This window comes from Mesorhizobium sp. Ca11 (genome assembly GCF_020165275.1).
GTDB lineage: Bacteria > Pseudomonadota > Alphaproteobacteria > Rhizobiales > Rhizobiaceae > Mesorhizobium.
In genome coordinates this window covers 190704-206835 of record NZ_JAIUHU010000003.1, presented here as the reverse complement: position 1 = coordinate 206835, position 16132 = coordinate 190704, and the positions used below count along the sequence as shown (strand labels likewise).

The following is a 16132-nucleotide window of genomic DNA, read 5'->3' as shown; positions in this document are numbered from 1 at the left end:
GAACCGGTGGCGGCCTTCAAGCGTTCAGCTTCAGCCGGGTGGGTCTGGCACCAGCGAAGGAGTCGGAAAATGACCGAGCGTCCCAGCACCAATCGCTTGTCCGCACAGGAACTGCACGACACCGATGCCTACTGGCGTGCCGCCAATTATCTGACCATCGGGCAGATTTATCTACTCGACAATCCGCTGCTTCGCGAGCCGCTTCGGCTGGAGCACGTCAAGCCGCGGCTGCTCGGCCATTGGGGCACGTCGCCGGGCCTCAGTTTCATCTATGCGCATTTGAACCGGGTGATCCGGGAACGCGACGCCAATGTCATCTATGTCTGCGGTCCGGGTCATGGCGGACCCGCGATGGTTGCCAATAGCTACCTCGAAGGCACCTACAGCGAGATCAATCCGGACGTCGCGCCGGGCGAGGCTGGAATGAAGAAGCTCTTCCGGCAATTCTCCTTTCCGGGCGGCATCCCAAGCCATGCCGCTCCCGACGTGCCCGGCTCGATCCATGAAGGCGGCGAGCTTGGCTACGCGCTCTCGCATGCCTATGGCGCGGCTTTCGACAACCCGGACCTTGTCGTCGCCTGCGTGGTTGGCGACGGCGAGGCGGAAACCGGACCACTCGCCACCTCCTGGCATTCCAACAAGTTCCTCAACCCGGCGCTTGACGGCGCGGTGCTGCCGATCCTCCATCTCAACGGCTACAAGATCGCCAATCCCACCATTCTCGCCCGCATTCCCGAAGAAGAGCTGCGTGCCTTGTTCGTCGGCTATGGTTACGAGCCGTTGTTCGTCGAGGGCGACGATCCGGCATGGATGCATGAGCGAATGGCGCTCGTGCTCGACGATGCGCTCGACCGCATCAAGGCGATTCAGGACACGGCTCGCAACGGCGCGAAGACCGCGCGGCCGCGGCCGAACTGGCCGATGATCGTGCTGCGAAGCCCGAAGGGCTGGACCGGTCCCAAGGAGGTCGACGGGCTGAAGACCGAAGGATTCTGGCGCGCCCACCAAGTCCCGCTTTCCGGCCTCGCCGATAACCCTGCGCATCTGAGGATGCTCGAGGAATGGATGAGAAGCTACCGGCCCGAAGAGCTTTTCGATGCCGCCGGCGCGCCGGTGGCTGCGGTCCGTGCTACTGCGCCAAAAGGTGAAAGGCGCATGAGCGCCAACCCGCATGCCAATGGCGGCCTGCTGCGCCGGTCTCTGGAACTGCCCGCCTTGCAAGAGCACGCCGTCCCGGTCGAGCGGCCCGGCGGCGTCAAGGCGGAGTCGACCCGTGTGATGGGCCGTTTCCTGCGTGACGTCATGACGTTGAACCAGCACGCAAGAAATTTCCGCATCGTCGGGCCCGACGAAACGGCATCGAACCGGCTGCAGGATGTCTTCGAGGTGACGGAGCGTGCCTGGATGGAAGAGATCCTGCCGGAGGACGTGCATCTCGGTCGAGAAGGCAGGGTTCTGGAAATTCTATCCGAGCATACCTGCCAGGGCTGGCTGGAAGGTTACCTGCTCACCGGGCGCCACGGCTTCTTTTCCTGTTACGAGGCTTTCACGCACATCGTCGATTCCATGTTCAACCAGCATGCGAAATGGCTCGACGCCTGCCGCAAGCTTGCCTGGCGGCGGCCGATCGCCTCGCTGAACTATCTGTTGTCTAGCCATGTCTGGCAGCAGGAGCACAACGGCTTCAGCCATCAGGATCCGGGCTTCATCGACGTGGCGTTGAACAAGAAGGCGGATGTCGTGCGCGTCTATCTGCCGGCGGATGCCAACAGCCTGATCTGCGTGACGGATCATGTGCTGCGGACATGGAACCGCATCAACATCATCGTCGCCGGGAAAGCCAATTCCTGGCAGTGGCTGTCCATCGACGAGGCGAAAGTCCATTGCAACGCCGGCATCGGCATATGGGGTTGGGCGTCGACCGACGGCGGGGCCGAGCCGGATGTGGTGATGGCCTGCGCCGGAGACGTGCCGACGCTCGAGACGCTGGCCGCCGTTCAAATCCTGAGGCGCCACATTCCCGGCCTCAAGGTGCGTGTGGTCAACATCGTCGACCTGATGACCCTGCAGCCAAGGGAACACCATCCGCACGGGCTGTCGGATCGCGAATTCGATGCTTTGTTCACCAGGGACAAGCCCGTCATCTTCGCCTATCACGGCTATCCCTGGACCATCCATCGCCTGACCTACCGGCGGACCAATCACGACAACATCCACGTGCGTGGCTATAATGAGGAGGGGACGACGACGACGCCCTTCGATATGACCGTGCTTAATGGGCTCGACCGCTATCATCTGGTGCTCGGCGTGCTCGACCGCATTCCCGAGCCGGCCGGTGCGCATATCCAGCTGAAACAGGCCATGGAAGGCAAGCTGATCGAGCACCGGGCCTATATCCGCGAGCACGGGCAGGACATGCCGGAGATCCTCGGCTGGAAATGGGAGCAGTAGCCGATGCCGAAGCGCCAGGCCGACAGGATCCGACCCGCAAAAGTGGCTGGAGCGGTCGGACATGACTGATGTCATCCTTGTCCTCAATGGCGGCTCATCGAGCCTGAAGTTCGCCGCCTTTCAAGGACGCCGCGAGCTTCACCTGCTGATGCGGGGCAGCGTCTCGTCCATCGGCGAGCGGCCCAGACTCCATGTCGCGCCGACTGCAACGACGCCGCCGTTCGACAGGAGCCTCGGCGAACGAGCGATCTCCGTCGGCGAGGCATTCGAAGCCGTCGCGTCCTATCTGACGGACCGCGGCCTGTTGCGCCGCGTGAGCAGGGTCGGGCATCGCATCGTCCATGGCGGTCGGGAGTTTGCCCGCGCAACGCTGCTTGACCAGGCCACGCTCGATGCCTTGCGCAAGCTCGAGCCGCTCGCTCCAATTCATCAGGCGATCAACCTGGAGCTCGTCGATCTGGCCCACCGTCTTTTGCCCGGCGCCATGCAGGTCGGCTGCTTCGATACCGCCTTTCACGCCACGCAGCCTCAGATCGCAAGACTTTATGGCCTGCCGCACGAGATGTCGGAGCAGGGCATCGTGTCCTTTGGGTTCCACGGGCTCTCCTACAGCCATATCGCCAACGAGCTCCGCAGGCGTTACGGCGCCGGCGCGGGTGGCCGCGCCGTCGTCGCCCACCTTGGCAGCGGCGCGAGCCTTTGTGCGATGAAGGCGGGAGTAAGCCAGGCCACCACCATGGGTTTCTCGACGCTCGACGGCCTGGTCATGAGCACGCGTTGCGGCGCGATCGATCCGGGCGTCCTCCTGCACCTTCTGCAAGACAGAAAGCTGTCCTCCGACGAGCTGACCGACTTGCTTTACGAGAAGTCCGGGCTTCTCGGCGTATCTGGCATCTCAGGAAACATGCAGACGCTGCTGGCGTCGAAGGATCCGGCGGCAATGCGGGCTGTCGATCTGTTCGTCTATCGGGTCGGGCGCGAAATCGGCTCGCTGGCTGCTGCGCTGGGCGGGCTAGACACGCTGGTGTTTACCGCCGGCATAGGCGAGCATGCGCCGGCGATCCGGCGGCGGATATGCGAGGCTGCTGCATGGCTGGGCGTCGCCATGGATGACGGTAGCAGCGGCGAAGACCTTGTGAGTGCCGCGAATTCCCGTGTCGATGTGCTTGTCATTCCGGCCGACGAAGAACGCGCGGTGGCGACAGAACTGCTCGGCGTCGAAACCGTCTGAGCGGAACAGTCTCCCGCTTGGCGGAACGCCCCTCGCATGCCTGAGCTGTCGATTGAGGTGGATGGCCGATCCCTCGGGCAGCCATTTGCGCCCGCTGCCGATCTCCACGACCCTGGTAGCGAGCTCTACACGGCTGGAAATGATCTTAATTCGCCAACGTGGCGCCGAGCTTCCGCTGGACCAGGACAAGCGTCGGATCGTCGGGAACCATCGCGACAGTGAAGCCCATCTCGCGCTCAAGCTCGATCGCAGACGGTTCTCGCGGCTTTCGATCGACTCGAGCGTCTCGATGCCATGGTCGTCGGCATAGTGCGCGATATAGCCGAGAAATTCCCAGCCGACGCCGCGATGCTTACGGTCCTCGCGAATGCAGATGGCGACCTCGCCACACCTGTCGGCCGGATCGGCTGCGAGGGTCGCCACCGCGATCAGCATTCCTCTAAGCATTTCGGCCGTACAGGGGGAGCAATGGTAGCGGGAGAGGGACTTGAACCCCCGACCCCAGGATTATGATTCCCGTGCTCTAACCAACTGAGCTACCCCGCCAGGGTGGCAAATGGCCCGAAAAACCATCCTGGACGGATGGGTTGTTTCAAGGCGTTCGCCAAGGTCGCGCGGATATAAGGTTGGGAGGGTGGGCCTGTCAAGCTTCGAAGCGGCCGACATGCGGGCATAATCCGGCCGTCATGATCTCATCCCAGAAAAGCTTTGCCGGACAGACACTCAGGGCCTGCCCCGGGGTTGAGTTCGGCGGGGCACGTCGTTATGTCTCGGCCAAGAAATTCTAGAGTTGAGCGAATGAAGCCGCGCATCGCCGTCCTCGGTTGCGGATACTGGGGCAGCAACCATATCCGCACCCTCAAGGCGCTTGGCGCGCTCCATGCCGTTTCCGACGCCAACCGCGCCCGCGCCGAAGGTTTCGCCAGCGAGCAGGACTGCCTGGCGATCGAGCCGGACAGGCTGTTCGAGCGCAACGATATCGACGCCATCGTCATGGCGCTGCCGCCGCAATTCCATGCCGACACCGCGGTGCGGGCCGTCGAAAGCGGCAAGGACGTGCTGGTGGAAAAGCCGATCGCGCTGACGGTCGCCGACGCCGAGCGCGCGGTGAAGGCGGCAAAGGACAATGGCCGCATCTTCATGGTCGGCCATGTGTTGCGCTTTCATCCCGCATTCGAGACGCTCAAGGCGCTGATCGACAATGGCGAGCTCGGCGAGGTGCGCTACATCCATTCGCACCGGCTCGGCCTCGGCAAGTTTCATACCGAGAACGACGCTCTCTGGGACCTTGCGCCGCACGATTTGTCGATGATCCTCGCCATCACCGGCACCGAGCCGATCGAAGTGAGGGGCGAGGGGGCAGCACTCCTCGACAACCTCAGCGACTTCGCGCATCTGCATATGCGCTTCCCGAACGGATTGCGCAGCCATCTCTTCGCCTCGCGACTCAATCCCTATCGGGAGCGGCGGCTGACGGTCGTCGGCACCAAGGCGATGGCGGTGTTCGACGACGTCGAGCCCTGGGAGCGCAAGCTTGCCGTCTACCGCCACGCAGTGTGGCAGGACAGCGGCCAGTGGGCCTTCACCGCCAACGAACCTGCCTATGTGGCCGTCGGCGAGGGCATGCCGCTGACTCGCGAGCTTGCCCATTTCATGCAATGCATCGAGACGCGCGCCGAGCCCCGCACCGATGGCGAGGAAGCGATCCGGGTGCTGCGCATCCTGACCGCCGGCACAGTGATCCACACCGGCTCGTCTGCATAAAGCAATCAGATCGAGAATTTACTCAGCGGGAATCTGCGCCGGCCTGGCCGCCAGCCGGGACAGCATGGCCTCGGCCTCGGCGCCGCGCTCGGAGCGCTCGATGAAGCCGCCGCCGAACACCCGCGCCTCGTTGCCGTCGTCGGAATAGAGCACACAGGCCTGCCCCGGCGCGATGCCCGACTCGCCGTCGGCCAGCTCGACAGAGGTCACGCCGTCGCGGTGATGCAGCACGGCCGGACGCGGCGGCCTGGTCGAGCGGACCTTGGCGAAGAGCTCGATCCCGCCGGCCGGAACATCCGACAACAGTCCGTCACCCAGCCAGTTCATGTTGCGCAGATAGATCTTGTGCGTCTCCAGCGCTTCGCGCGGGCCGACGATGACGCGCGCGCGGTCGGCGTCGAGGTGAACGACGTAGAGCGGCTCGCCGGAAGCGATGCCGATGCCGCGGCGCTGGCCGATCGTGTAGCGCAGGATGCCTTCATGGCGGCCGAGCACGCGGCCGTCGATATGGACGATGTCGCCGGGATTGGCGGCGGCCGGCTTCAGCCTGGCGATGATGTCGGAATATTTGCCCTGCGGCACGAAGCAGATGTCCTGGCTATCCTGCTTGGCGGCGACGGTAAGCCCCATTTCCTCGGCGATGGCGCGGACCTGCGGCTTCGACAGGCCGCCGAGCGGGAAGCGCAGGTAGTCGATCTGCGCCTGCGTGGTGGCGAACAGGAAATAGCTCTGGTCGCGGTCAGCGTCGACCGGCCGGTAAAGCGCACGATGCGCGCCATTGGCGCGCGAACGGATGTAATGGCCGGTGGCCAAGGCGTCGGCGCCGAGATCCTGAGCGGTCGCCAAAAGATCGGCAAACTTCACAGTCTGGTTGCAGGACACGCAAGGGATGGGGGTCTCGCCGGCGACATAGCTTTCGGCAAAGGGATCGATGACCGCTTTGCGGAAACGTTCCTCGTAGTCGAGCACGTAATGCGGGATGCCGAGCGTCTCCGAGACGCGACGCGCGTCATCAATATCCTGTCCGGCACAGCAGGAGCCGGCACGATGGGTGGCCGCGCCGTGGTCGTAAAGCTGCAGCGTCACACCGACGACATCATAGCCTTCGCGCTTGAGGATGCCGGCAACCACCGAGGAATCGACACCACCCGACATCGCGACGACGACGCGGGTTTCTTCGGGGCGGCGAGGGAGATCGAGGCTGTTCATGATGCTTTCACTGTGCGGCGCTCAATGCCAATGGCCGGAATATAGGTCAAGCGCCACGCATGCGCCAGCTTGCGGCCAAGACGAGTTCACCGGCAAAAATCAAGGCCCGGAGGCCGGTGTTTCAAATTCTAAACGAAATCCTAACCGGGCGTTCACGATCCTTACTTAGTCATTAGGGTTCGCTTAGGCAATTTTTAAAGCTGTGACGGTACTGTGGCGGGGATTGGGTCTTTGAGTTTTTAGTAGAGAGTACGATGACCGATCTGGTTAGACCTAGAGTCAAGTATGTTATTGGGCCCGACGGCAGCCCTCTTACGATCGCCGATCTGCCGCCGACGAACACGCGGCGCTGGGTTATCCGGCGCAAGGCGGAAGTGGTCGCCGCTGTACGCGGCGGCCTGCTCAGCCTTGAGGAAGCCTGCCAGCGCTACAAGCTCACCACCGAAGAATTTCTCTCCTGGCAGGCATCGATCGACGAATACGGCCTTGCCGGGCTGCGCACCACGCGAATCCAGCAATACCGGCATTAAGCTGCCGGCCGAAAACGTGCAAGGGCGCGGGACTCCGCGCCCTTCGCTTTTGCGGCGGCCTTCCATTCAAACTGTCAGCACGACCTTTCCGATGGGGCGGGTCGCGAGGAAGGCATGGGCGGCCGCCGCCTGGTCGAGCGGGAAAGCTTTCGCCACATGCGGCATCAGCTTTTTGGCCCCGACCAGCCTGGCGAGTTCGGCGAGCCCCTCGCGATCAGGCAGCACAGACATGCGTTCAACGCGGATGTTCCGCTCCTTGGCCTTCGCCCTGGTGGCGTCGTGAACGTCGAGCAGCGACACCAGAACGCCGCCGTCACGCAGCACTTCCAGCGACTTGTCGGCGTGGTCGCCGCCGATCGGGTCCAGCACCAGATCGACATTGCCGACCTTCCCGGTGAAATCGTCCCTGGTGTAGTCGATCACCTCGTCGGCGCCGATCGAGCGGACATAGTCGGTTTTGTCCGGACTCGCGGTCGATGCCACCCAGGCGCCGCGCGCCTTGGCGATCTGCACCGCCAGATGGCCGACGCCGCCGGCGCCGGCGTGAACCAGCACCCGTTGGCCCGCTTGCAGGCCGCCATGGCGGACGAGGCCTTGCCAGGCCGTCAGACCGGCCAGCGGCAAGGCCGCGGCATGGGCATGGTCGATGGCGGCAGGTTTCGCGACGATCTCGTCCGCCGGCGCCGCGGCGAGCTCGGCATAGGCGCCGGCCTGCTTGGGAAAGCGCGGCATGCCGAACACCTCGTCGCCGAGTTTAAAGGCGGTCACGCCGTCTCCGAGCGCCGCGACGGTCCCGGAAATGTCCCAGCCAAGGATGAAAGGCGGTTCGCCGAGCAGCGGAACGAAACCGCCGCGCACGGCGCCATCGACCGGGTTGACGCCCGCGGCCTTGACGCGGACGAGCACTTCACCGGGGCCGGGCTTGGGGTCGGGCTGCTCGGCCACGAAAAGGACCTCGGGTCCGCCGACGGAAGTCTGGATAACGGCACGCATGAACGCCTCCTGTTCGAGTGGATGTGCCCGCTATCATTTGGATAGTAATATTCGATTGTCGAGTATGTACCTTTTGTATATATAGGCACCTCATGGATAGCGAAGACAGATCTCCCTTCGGCTACGACGCGTTCCGGCGCTCCTGCCCATCGCATACCGTGCTCGAGATGCTCGCGAGCAAATGGGTTTATCTCACCGTCTGCGCGCTGCGGAGCGGCCGGCTGCGCAATGGCGAGCTGGCGCGCAAGCTGGAGGGCATCACGCCCAAAATGCTGACGCAGACGCTGCGCGTGCTGGAGCGCGACGGCCTCGTGCGGCGCGAGGTGTTCGCGGTGATCCCGCCGCGCGTGGAGTACGAACTGACGGAGCTTGGGCGGAACCTTGCGGGATTGCTCAGCCAGATACGCTCCTGGGCGGAAGAGCATGCATCCGAAATCAAGGATGCCCGAACCCGGGCATCGGCCGATCACGGCGAGAAGGCCGCTATGCCGTGAAGACGGCGAGGCCGATTTTTAGCGATTGCCAGCTCTGAGGATGCCGGCAGGTCTCCGGCATGACTCGACTATGCCCGGCGATCAGCCGATCATGGCGCTGCGGCCGCCCGTTTCGGCCTCGCGGATCTTGGTGTCGCGCGATTCCAGCATCTCCGCCTTGGACAGCTCCGCTTCAGCTTCGCCGAGTAATGATTCGGCAGTGCTTCGCTGCTGGGCGAGGTCGCTTTGTGAATTCCTGAGGTTGTCGCGGCGCAGGCGAGCCGCCTTGGCGAAGGTCGGATAGGCGAAATGGTTGATGTCGGTGATGCCGGCCTTTTTCTCTTCGGCGATGATCTGCGCCTCCAGCTCGACGGCCATGCGCTCGAACTCGGCGATCATCATGTCCAGCTGCAAGAGCTGCCGCCGCTTCTCATTCACCTGAAACTGCTTCAGTCGAACGAGGTTTTCACGTGACTTCATGACTCGATACTCCGCAAACGCACACCTGCAATACCGTCCAGTCCGCCCGGAAAGACCTAAGCGCTGCCCGTTTCCCCCGGCTTTCCCTGGGCTATAGGAAACAAAGCCCTAAAGATTTTCGCCGGCGGTAACCATTCGTTTACGGGCATTGTTAATCATACGGGCGAGGACTTAAGGCCGGGTAAAAATTCCGGCGGCGGCGGGAAGCCCGGGCCAGCGAGTCCCTGGAGTCACTTAGGCTGACTTTTTAATGTGGTGCATTAGCGGTTTTGGTCTGTGATTCGTTATTAGATTCAAGTGGGTGTAGAAAGGGGTTAAAAAATCTGGTATCGTGGATGGCACGAAATTAGGATTTGTTAACCAGTCGGTGGCACCTTCTGTTCAGGCAATCACTGCTCCGGGTCCCGGACGGGTCGTGACACGGTCCGGCAGCAGAAAAGGGGAATGAAATGCGTGTTCTGCTGATTGAAGATGACAGTGCAACCGCACAGAGCATCGAACTGATGCTGAAATCGGAGAGCTTCAACGTCTATACGACCGATCTCGGCGAAGAAGGCGTCGATCTCGGCAAGCTCTACGACTACGACATCATCCTTCTGGACCTCAATCTCCCCGATATGTCGGGCTATGAAGTCCTGCGCACGTTGCGCCTTTCCAAGGTCAAGACGCCGATCCTGATCCTCTCCGGCATGGCCGGCATCGAGGACAAGGTGCGCGGCCTGGGCTTCGGCGCCGACGACTATATGACCAAGCCCTTCCATAAGGACGAGCTGGTGGCGCGCATCCACGCGATCGTGCGCCGCTCCAAGGGGCATGCCCAGTCGGTCATCACCACCGGCGACCTTGTGGTCAATCTCGACGCCAAGACGGTCGAGGTCGGCGGTCAGCGCGTGCACCTGACCGGCAAGGAATATCAGATGCTGGAGCTGCTCTCGCTGCGCAAGGGCACGACGCTCACCAAGGAAATGTTCCTCAACCATCTCTATGGCGGTATGGACGAGCCGGAGCTGAAGATCATCGACGTCTTCATCTGTAAGCTGCGCAAGAAACTCGACGCGGCGTCCGGCGGTCAGAACTACATCGAAACGGTGTGGGGCCGCGGCTATGTGCTGCGCGAGCCGGAAGATATTCGCGTCAGCGCATAAGCCATCCCAGCGATTCGAACGAAAAACCCGGCTCAGGCCGGGTTTTGCTTGAGCGCATATGCGATCCAGGTGATTCGAACGAAAACCCGGCTCAGGCCGGGTTTTTGCTTGAAAAGGGTTCCGGCGAATCAGGCGGCTATCTTCAGGACGCGAAAGCTTTCGAGCAGTTGCGCACGGTTGAAGGGCTTCAACAGATAGCCTTGGGCGCCGGCGCGCTTGGCGCGCATGATCGCCGCGACGTCGACCTCGACCAGCGAGACCAGAATCTGCGGCTTGATGGGCGCTTCGATAGCACGGATGCGGCGAATAAGGTCCACGGCCGGGACGTCGGCAAGACCACCGTCGATGACGATGATATCGGGCATGTCGCCGGCGCAAATGTCGGTCGCCTCGACTCCGGTCGAGGCCTCGACGACAATCATGTCCGAGCCGCCAAGAATGCGTTTTGCGACCTTCCTGATGACGCTCGAATCATCGACGAACAGGCAGCGCTTCATGTCCGGGTCCTCTTTGCCGTCTGCCGAACCGCAATCTCGGGGTGGCCGCAAACCACCATAGGCCAATCTGGTAAAGAAGCCGAAAAGCCGTTAGGTAAAGTTTTTTCAAACACGGTATCGCGCGGCCTTGGCCCCGCGGGGCGATTACATGGATCGCGGCTGGCATTGCTCAATCTGCGCCGCCAGCAAAAATATCAGCAATAAAAGATACTTCGGTTTTTCTTAGGCAGCCGTCAGCACGATCTCCTCGGCGGTCGCGTGGATCGAGATCGTCATATTGGCCTCGCGCGCCAGAAGCAGCGTATAATAGGGCTGGACCGAATGGGCGTCGATCGGCTCCTCCGGCTTGTGGCCGGAATGCAGCTCGAGGAATTTCGGCGGCACGCGCAGCATCGGGCCACTGGCCGACAGCGAAAAACGCGGCTCGGTTTCGAGACTTTCCAGCGTGACCACCAACTTGCCGCCCCGCGGTATGGCTGCGTTGGCGACGAGAATGAGGTTGAGCAGCAGCTTGACCTTGTTCTTAGGAAGCAGCGCACGGGGGCCGTTCCACAGCAGTTCCGGCTTTTCGTTCTTCAAGAAGGCGATGGCCACGGCCTCGGCATCGCCCGTGTCGATCATCATGCCGGCGGAACCCGCGGCGCCGAAGGCGATGCGGGCAAACTGCAATCGCGCCGAAGCGTTCTTGGCGCTCTGGCGAATAAGTTTCATGGCGTCTTCGTCGGCGCCGCCTTCGTCGAGCAGCTCGAGGCCGTTGTTGATTGCGCCGACCGGCGAAATGATGTCGTGGCAGACACGGCTGCAAAGCAGCGCGGCGAGATCTGGCGCGGAAAGGGTGAAAAGCTCGGCCATCGGCGAAATCCCTGCTTAAGTCATTTGTTCATGGCCGAGCGACGGTTTCGCGCCTGCCCACACGAATCACGCTCTTTTCCAAGGCTTTCTGAATACACAGGGCCCGAGCGCGCATCAACAAATCCAAAATCATCGACGGCGAAAATGGTGTGTTTCGCGGGGGAAACCCGCCGCAGCGGCAAAAGCGCAGCCTTCGAACCGCCATCTTCGTGTGGGAGCTTAATGGTTGAAAAAGGATTACGGCATAATTTGCCCGTGATAGCCACCCCGAACGGCCGGCAAGAGCCGCAGGGGTGCGAGGCGTCGGCGAAAGTGCTCCCTGACGGAGATTGGAAGCATGTTTTCCCGATACTATGACCGGACGTTCGTCCGCGTCCTCACCATGACCATCACACTCCTGGCGGCTTTGGTCCTTTCGACCTCGGCGTCGCGGGCTCAGCAGTACACCGCTCAGGAAATCGTCGATTCCGGTCATAAATTCTTCGGCGAGACATCCGGCGGCCTGGCCACCGTCGTCGAGAAGATCTTCGCCTCCTACGGCCTGCCCAATGGCTACCTGCTCGGCGAGGAAGGATCCGGCGCCCTGATCGGCGGCCTGACCTATGGCGAGGGGACGCTCTACACCAAGAACGCCGGCGACCATAAGGTGTTCTGGCAAGGCCCTTCGCTCGGCTGGGATTTTGGCGGCGAGGGGTCCCGGGTGATGATGCTGGTCTATAACCTCGACGACATCAGCAGCCTCTATAACCGCTTCGGCGGCGTTGCCGGCTCAGCCTATGTCATCGCCGGCGTCGGCTTCAACGTGCTGCAGAGCAACCGGGTGCTGCTCGTTCCGATCCGCACCGGCGTCGGCGCGCGTCTGGGAGTCAATCTCGGCTATCTGAAGCTCACCGAAAGGCCGACCTGGAACCCGTTCTGATCGGATTGCGCTCGCTACGATCGCTCGGACAGTGCTGATCGCGCCGCGGCAAGCTCTTGCCGCCGCGTTGAATTTCCGCCATGCCAAGCTGGCACAATCCAGCGATTGCCGCGCCGTAAAGTGGATAGCACGCCTTGGTCCAGTCGGTTCTGTTCTTCGTACTCGGTTTCCTTTGCGCCGTTTTTCTGGCGTCGCTGGTCGCGCCGGCGGTCTGGCGGCGGGCCGTTGTCCTGACGCGCAGGCGCCTCGAGGCTTCGCTGCCGCTGACACCAGCCGAAATCCAGGCGGACAAGGACCGGGTCCGGGCGGAATATGCCATGACGACGCGCCGGCTGGAGATAACCGTCAAGAACCTTCAGGAAAAGGTCGCTGAGCAACTGGTGGAGATCGGCCGCGCGAACGAGGCTTTGAAGGGACTCGCGGTCGAGAAAAAGGACAAGAATCAGGCGCTTTCCGACCTGCAGGCGAAGAATGCGGAGCTCAGGCAGCGCGAGGAAGAGTTGCACCGCCTGGCGGAGAAGCACGCGCAGACGGAGCGGGCGCTGGAGAAGCGCGCGCTGGAGTTGCAGAAGCTCGAGCAGATGTATGACGACGCCAGCTTCTCGTCCTCGAACCGGCAGATCGAGCTGGTTGCCCGCGAATCGGAGCTGGAAAAGCTCGCCAGTGACATCGCGTTGCTCAAAGGCCAGCGCAGGGAGGCGGACCGACGCAATCAGGAGGTCGCGTCGGAAAGCAAGGCCGCCCGAGAAGCGCTGAAGGCGGAGAAGAAGAAAACGGCCGAGCTCGACAAGAAGGTCGAGCGGCTTCTGGCGACGCTTGCCGACCGCGAGGAAAAGCTCAACCGGCGCGAGAAGGATCTCGCCCGAATGCGCGAACGTTCGAAGGAGAGCGCTGCAAACGGCGTTGCGCGGCTGGCTGCCGGAACGGACACGAAAGGCGACGATGTCGACAAGGCAATCGCCAGGCTCGAGGGCGATCGGGAACGGCTGGAGGCGAGGCTGACGGCGCTGGCGCGCGAGAACAAGCGGCTGAAGACCGATCTTGCCGCCGCCACGAGGGCGGCAATGCCCGAATCGGCGGGCGACGCACGCTCCGGTGCCGGCCTGCGCGAACAAATGAACGAACTGGCAGCCGAGGTGGTCAATCTGACGATGAAGCTCGACGGGCCGGATTCGCCTATCGCCAAGGCGCTGGCGGGCGAGGGGCAGCAGAACGGGCGCGGCGTCAGCCTTGCCGATCGCGTGAGGGCTTTGCAGAAGGCCGGCCCGTCCAACTGAGATGTGTTGGTATTCAGGTGAGGCCGGCCTGCAAATGCCGGCTTCCTGCGCTTCCGGTGCTCACATACTTTAAGTACGCTCCGCTCCGGTTCTCGGAAGCCACCATTTTCGACTCGGCCTGACCTGAATCTCAACACACCTCAAGCGTTGCAGCTGTTCGGGCTCCCAGGTCGGGACCGCTAGCGGTTTGAAAAGTGGTGCAGCGCGATGGCCGACGCGGCGGCGACGTTCAGGCTGTCGAAACCTTCCGCCATGGCGATCTTCACCGTATGCAACCGGGCAAGCAGATCCCGCGGCAGGCCTTCGCCTTCGGTGCCGAGGTAAAGCGCCAGGCGCGCCGATCGCTCCACGGCGCGGATGTCGACGTTTCCGCTTGGCGATAGTGCGAACTGGGCGAAGCCAAGCCGATCGAGTGTCGCGGTGAACGTTCCGGTGTCGCCGAATGACGCGAAGGGAACCTTCAGCGCCGCACCGACGGAAACACGGATTGCCTTGCGGTAGAGCGGATCGCAGCAGGTCTGGTCGAGCAGCACCGCGTCGGCGCCGAAGGCCGCCGCATTGCGGAAGATCGCGCCCATATTATCGTGATTGGATATGCCGACCAGGACGACGGCCAAGGCGCGCCGGGGCAAGGTTTCCACCAGAATCTCGGCGGGCGCCGGATCGCCGCGCAAGCCGATCGCCAGGATGCCGCGGTGCATGTGGAAGCCGGCGATCCGGTCCATGACCTCGCCGGCGGCAACATGGACTGGAAAACCCGCGGGCGCCTTGCGCAAGATGTCCTGCACGCCAGCCAGCCTGTTTTCGAGGATGAGGGCAGACTCGGTGGCGAAGCGTCCGCTCGACAGAAGAAGGTCCAGCACGACCTTGCCTTCGGCGACGAAGCGGCCATGCCGGCCGACAAGGTCGCGCTCGCGGATGTCGAGATAGGCGGCGACGCGCGGGTCGCGTGGATCGTCGATGGGGATGAGATTCATCCAAATCTCGCCGGCAAAAATTGCCAGCGAGATAAGGGGTTTTGGATGGCGCGGGTCAAGCCCCGGCGCGGCGCAACCGATAGGCCATCTGTGAAAGGTCGCCGTCGCCGAAAATGCCTTCCAGCATGCGCAGCAATTCGCGCACCGCCTCGGATTTGCAGGAATAATAAATCATCTGGCGGTCGCGCCGGGTCTCGACGAGATCGAGCGCCCTCAGCTTGGCGAGATGCTGCGACAGCGCGGACTGGCTGAGTTGCACCTTCTCGGCGATGGCGCCGACCGACATTTCATCGTCGATCAGGTGAGCCATGATCAGCAAGCGCTTTTCGTTGCCCATGAGCGTGAGAAAGGCGGCCGCCGATTCCGCATTGGCGATTAGCTTATTTGAGATCATAGATCCCCCAAGGGTCCTGGCTCATCCAGACGCCAGGGGGCAATGGCGCCTGATTCCACGATGTTCAGATGTCGCTAGGCGCTGCTGAATCAGCGCCACTACAAAGGTAGATCATTTCATCTAAATCTCAAGCGTTGCTTTTGCCGGCGCGCGATCAACTATCGCTCTTGCTCGGCCGCGCGTCCCGCCCTGGCCATCTCGACAAGCACCGAACGCAATTCGCGCGCGCTTTGCAAAGGCTGGGGAAAGAAAATCCTGCAGGTCGCATCGGGGGCGGCGAGATCCATGCCATCAGGGTCGAAACCGGTGACGATCCAGCCGTCGCCTTCGGCGCGGCCGAAATGGCGGGCATAAAGGGCAAGCGCGTCGCGATGGTCGGTATTCATGTGATCGAGTGCGGCCTGCTCGCTGCCGGCGAACTCCTCGATAAGGGCGGGATCGGTGATGAAATCATCACGGTCGAGAAGAAAGGCCTTGCCGAAGCCGCCATTCAGGCTGGCGCGCTCGGGATCGAGCCGGAAGAACGAGAAGTCGCCGAGCCCGGCATAGAGCTTCGCCTTCGGATTGCGGTTGAGATAACGGCGTTCGGCTCGGATCTGATCGGCAGATCCCTGCTCCAGCCGCAGGGCCCGGCATGCCAGGCTGATGCGCGGATGCGCCAGCGGATCGCCCTTGCCGGGTTCGCCAAGCAACAGCGAGCAGCGCGGATCCGCGAGCAACGCACCGGTGTGGGCGGACAGCATCGAGATCAGGATCAGCGGCGCGCCGTCGATGTCGGTGGCGACGCCAACCCTGCTTGCCAGCGGCGCGCCGGTGCCGGGCTCGATCACCGCGAGCGCGCCGAAACGTGCTGCGCGGATCAGGGTTTTCGCGAGCCTGATCGCCTCGGCGTCGGTCTTGCGGATGACGTCCTTTTTCGGTTCGGTCACAGGTTCACCCG

17 protein-coding genes and 1 tRNA gene are annotated in these 16132 nt (G+C 62.7%); 9 read left to right on the top strand and 9 right to left on the bottom strand.

The features are described from left to right. Positions 1-69 precede the first annotated feature (69 nt). From LB538_RS07375 to LB538_RS07365, 3 genes are all read left to right on the top strand, one after another. Complete coding sequence (locus LB538_RS07375) at positions 70-2451, top strand: phosphoketolase (protein ID WP_224524448.1); 2382 nt, start codon at positions 70-72, stop codon at positions 2449-2451. Between the two features lie 61 nt (positions 2452-2512). Then, positions 2513-3682 carry an acetate/propionate family kinase gene (locus LB538_RS07370; RefSeq protein ID WP_224524451.1) on the top strand — a complete coding sequence of 390 codons (1170 nt, stop codon included), beginning with the start codon at positions 2513-2515 and terminating at the stop codon, positions 3680-3682. Positions 3683-3743: 61 nt separating this feature from the next. Beyond that, positions 3744-3992: a hypothetical protein gene (locus LB538_RS07365; RefSeq protein ID WP_224524455.1), complete on the top strand. Its 249-nt coding sequence runs from the start codon at positions 3744-3746 to the stop codon at positions 3990-3992. A gap of 159 nt (positions 3993-4151) precedes the next feature. On the opposite strand, the gene LB538_RS07360 is transcribed toward LB538_RS07365, so the two are convergent. Next, a tRNA-Met gene (locus LB538_RS07360) sits at positions 4152-4228 on the bottom strand. 252 nt (positions 4229-4480) lie between these two features. On the opposite strand from LB538_RS07360, the gene LB538_RS07355 reads away from it, so the two are divergent. After that, complete coding sequence (locus LB538_RS07355; protein ID WP_224524457.1) at positions 4481-5446, top strand: Gfo/Idh/MocA family protein; 966 nt, start codon at positions 4481-4483, stop codon at positions 5444-5446. Between the two features lie 18 nt (positions 5447-5464). Here LB538_RS07355 and mnmA read toward each other — a convergent pair whose 3' ends face one another. Further along, positions 5465-6655 carry a tRNA 2-thiouridine(34) synthase MnmA gene (gene mnmA, locus LB538_RS07350; protein WP_224524460.1) on the bottom strand — a complete coding sequence of 397 codons (1191 nt, stop codon included), beginning with the start codon at positions 6653-6655 and terminating at the stop codon, positions 5465-5467. 254 nt (positions 6656-6909) lie between these two features. Here mnmA and LB538_RS07345 point away from each other — a divergent pair, with 254 nt between their 5' ends. After that, positions 6910-7185: a DUF1153 domain-containing protein gene (locus LB538_RS07345; RefSeq protein ID WP_006203587.1), complete on the top strand. Its 276-nt coding sequence runs from the start codon at positions 6910-6912 to the stop codon at positions 7183-7185. Positions 7186-7251: 66 nt separating this feature from the next. On the opposite strand, the gene LB538_RS07340 is transcribed toward LB538_RS07345, so the two are convergent. Continuing rightward, complete coding sequence (locus tag LB538_RS07340) at positions 7252-8178, bottom strand: NADP-dependent oxidoreductase (protein ID WP_224524463.1); 927 nt, start codon at positions 8176-8178, stop codon at positions 7252-7254. A gap of 92 nt (positions 8179-8270) precedes the next feature. On the opposite strand from LB538_RS07340, the gene LB538_RS07335 reads away from it, so the two are divergent. Then, positions 8271-8672, top strand: a complete 402-nt coding sequence (locus LB538_RS07335) for a winged helix-turn-helix transcriptional regulator (protein WP_140838824.1) — start codon at positions 8271-8273, stop codon at positions 8670-8672. A gap of 81 nt (positions 8673-8753) precedes the next feature. Here LB538_RS07335 and LB538_RS07330 read toward each other — a convergent pair whose 3' ends face one another. Further along, complete coding sequence (locus LB538_RS07330) at positions 8754-9131, bottom strand: flagellar export protein FliJ (protein ID WP_040989842.1); 378 nt, start codon at positions 9129-9131, stop codon at positions 8754-8756. 449 nt (positions 9132-9580) lie between these two features. On the opposite strand from LB538_RS07330, the gene ctrA reads away from it, so the two are divergent. Beyond that, the gene (ctrA, locus tag LB538_RS07325) at positions 9581-10276 is read left to right on the top strand and encodes a response regulator transcription factor CtrA (RefSeq protein WP_006203583.1); all 696 of its coding nucleotides are present in this window, start codon (positions 9581-9583) and stop codon (positions 10274-10276) included. 128 nt (positions 10277-10404) lie between these two features. Here ctrA and LB538_RS07320 read toward each other — a convergent pair whose 3' ends face one another. Continuing rightward, on the bottom strand, positions 10405-10773 hold the full coding sequence (locus LB538_RS07320) for a response regulator (protein WP_224524466.1): 369 nt from the start codon (positions 10771-10773) through the stop codon (positions 10405-10407). Between the two features lie 222 nt (positions 10774-10995). After that, the gene (gene chpT, locus LB538_RS07315; RefSeq protein ID WP_095766435.1) at positions 10996-11625 is read right to left on the bottom strand and encodes a histidine phosphotransferase ChpT; all 630 of its coding nucleotides are present in this window, start codon (positions 11623-11625) and stop codon (positions 10996-10998) included. 382 nt (positions 11626-12007) lie between these two features. Here chpT and LB538_RS07310 point away from each other — a divergent pair, with 382 nt between their 5' ends. Next, positions 12008-12544, top strand: coding sequence for a DUF1134 domain-containing protein (locus LB538_RS07310; protein ID WP_224514585.1), 537 nt, complete (start codon positions 12008-12010; stop codon positions 12542-12544). Between the two features lie 134 nt (positions 12545-12678). Continuing rightward, positions 12679-13821: a hypothetical protein gene (locus tag LB538_RS07305; RefSeq protein WP_224524468.1), complete on the top strand. Its 1143-nt coding sequence runs from the start codon at positions 12679-12681 to the stop codon at positions 13819-13821. Positions 13822-14000: 179 nt separating this feature from the next. Here LB538_RS07305 and LB538_RS07300 read toward each other — a convergent pair whose 3' ends face one another. The 3 genes from LB538_RS07300 to LB538_RS07290 all read right to left on the bottom strand — a co-directional run bounded on the left by LB538_RS07300 (position 14001) and on the right by LB538_RS07290 (position 16121). Next, positions 14001-14798, bottom strand: a complete 798-nt coding sequence (locus tag LB538_RS07300) for a TrmH family RNA methyltransferase (protein WP_224524470.1) — start codon at positions 14796-14798, stop codon at positions 14001-14003. A 55-nt stretch (positions 14799-14853) separates the two neighbouring features. After that, positions 14854-15192 carry an ArsR/SmtB family transcription factor gene (locus LB538_RS07295; RefSeq protein WP_095766438.1) on the bottom strand — a complete coding sequence of 113 codons (339 nt, stop codon included), beginning with the start codon at positions 15190-15192 and terminating at the stop codon, positions 14854-14856. A 158-nt stretch (positions 15193-15350) separates the two neighbouring features. Beyond that, positions 15351-16121 carry a HugZ family protein gene (locus LB538_RS07290; RefSeq protein ID WP_224524472.1) on the bottom strand — a complete coding sequence of 257 codons (771 nt, stop codon included), beginning with the start codon at positions 16119-16121 and terminating at the stop codon, positions 15351-15353. Positions 16122-16132: the final 11 nt, after the last annotated feature.

Coding starts and splice junctions, on each gene's coding strand:
- mnmA (WP_224524460.1), bottom strand. CDS start 6,655: ATGAACAGCCTCGATCTCCCTCGCCGCCCCGAAGAAACCCGCGTCGTC.
- ctrA (WP_006203583.1), top strand. CDS start 9,581: ATGCGTGTTCTGCTGATTGAAGATGACAGTGCAACCGCACAGAGCATC.
- LB538_RS07310 (WP_224514585.1), top strand. CDS start 12,008: ATGACCATCACACTCCTGGCGGCTTTGGTCCTTTCGACCTCGGCGTCG.
- LB538_RS07355 (WP_224524457.1), top strand. CDS start 4,481: ATGAAGCCGCGCATCGCCGTCCTCGGTTGCGGATACTGGGGCAGCAAC.
- LB538_RS07295 (WP_095766438.1), bottom strand. CDS start 15,192: ATGATCTCAAATAAGCTAATCGCCAATGCGGAATCGGCGGCCGCCTTT.
- LB538_RS07345 (WP_006203587.1), top strand. CDS start 6,910: ATGACCGATCTGGTTAGACCTAGAGTCAAGTATGTTATTGGGCCCGAC.
- LB538_RS07335 (WP_140838824.1), top strand. CDS start 8,271: ATGGATAGCGAAGACAGATCTCCCTTCGGCTACGACGCGTTCCGGCGC.
- chpT (WP_095766435.1), bottom strand. CDS start 11,625: ATGGCCGAGCTTTTCACCCTTTCCGCGCCAGATCTCGCCGCGCTGCTT.
- LB538_RS07300 (WP_224524470.1), bottom strand. CDS start 14,798: ATGAATCTCATCCCCATCGACGATCCACGCGACCCGCGCGTCGCCGCC.
- LB538_RS07320 (WP_224524466.1), bottom strand. CDS start 10,773: ATGAAGCGCTGCCTGTTCGTCGATGATTCGAGCGTCATCAGGAAGGTC.
- LB538_RS07365 (WP_224524455.1), top strand. CDS start 3,744: ATGGCCGATCCCTCGGGCAGCCATTTGCGCCCGCTGCCGATCTCCACG.
- LB538_RS07370 (WP_224524451.1), top strand. CDS start 2,513: ATGACTGATGTCATCCTTGTCCTCAATGGCGGCTCATCGAGCCTGAAG.
- LB538_RS07375 (WP_224524448.1), top strand. CDS start 70: ATGACCGAGCGTCCCAGCACCAATCGCTTGTCCGCACAGGAACTGCAC.
- LB538_RS07330 (WP_040989842.1), bottom strand. CDS start 9,131: ATGAAGTCACGTGAAAACCTCGTTCGACTGAAGCAGTTTCAGGTGAAT.
- LB538_RS07340 (WP_224524463.1), bottom strand. CDS start 8,178: ATGCGTGCCGTTATCCAGACTTCCGTCGGCGGACCCGAGGTCCTTTTC.